Source organism: Mesorhizobium sp. M7A.F.Ca.US.002.01.1.1, assembly GCF_004022955.1.
In the GTDB taxonomy this organism is placed as follows: Bacteria; Pseudomonadota; Alphaproteobacteria; order Rhizobiales; family Rhizobiaceae; genus Mesorhizobium; species Mesorhizobium ciceri.
The window spans coordinates 1-626 of the sequence record NZ_RZQE01001017.1 but is presented as its reverse complement, the minus strand read 5'-3'; the positions used below and the strand labels follow the sequence as shown (position 1 = coordinate 626).

1 protein-coding gene is annotated in these 626 nt (G+C 66.6%); it reads right to left on the bottom strand.

From position 1 onward, the window contains the following. Positions 1 to 8: 8 nt before the first annotated feature. Positions 9 to 626: molybdopterin-dependent oxidoreductase (locus tag EN932_RS37455; RefSeq protein ID WP_164890916.1), on the bottom strand; the 618-nt coding region annotated here is incomplete at its 5' end.

The following is a 626-nucleotide window of genomic DNA, read 5'->3' as shown; positions in this document are numbered from 1 at the left end:
GTCCATGCTTATTCTGCCGCCTGCTTGAAGCCGCTCTTGGCCAGTGCCGAGCATTCCGCCATCACGGCCGATGCCCGCGCGATCGGGTTGGTCAGGTAGAAATCCGTCACCGGCGAGGTGAAGGTGCCCTTGTTCAGCCGTCCGCCGAGCTTCGCCACCTCGGCGATATCCTCGGCATTGCCGGCCGCGACCTGGTCGATACGGGCCAGATGCGGGTATTCGCCATAAAGCTTGGCGCGCAGCTGCGGCAGCGAATCGAACGGCAGTTTCTTGCCGAGCACATCCGACAGCGCCCGCAGGATCGCCCAGTCCTCGCGCGCCTCGCCCGGCGCGAAGCCGGCGCGGTTGGTCTGCTGCACGCGCCCTTCGGTGTTGACATAGGTGGCCGATTTTTCCGTGTAGGCGGCCGCCGGCAGGATGACATTGGCGCGGTGCGCGCCCTGGTCGCCATGCGTGCCGATATAGACGACGAAGGCGCCGCCGGTCTTGGCCATGTCGATCTCGTCGGCGCCGAGCAGGAACAAGAGCTCCATTTCGCCCAGCATGCCGGCAACGTTTCTGCCGCCCTCGCCCGGCACGAAGCCGAGATCGAGACCGCCGACGCGCCCGGCCGCATTGTGCAGCAC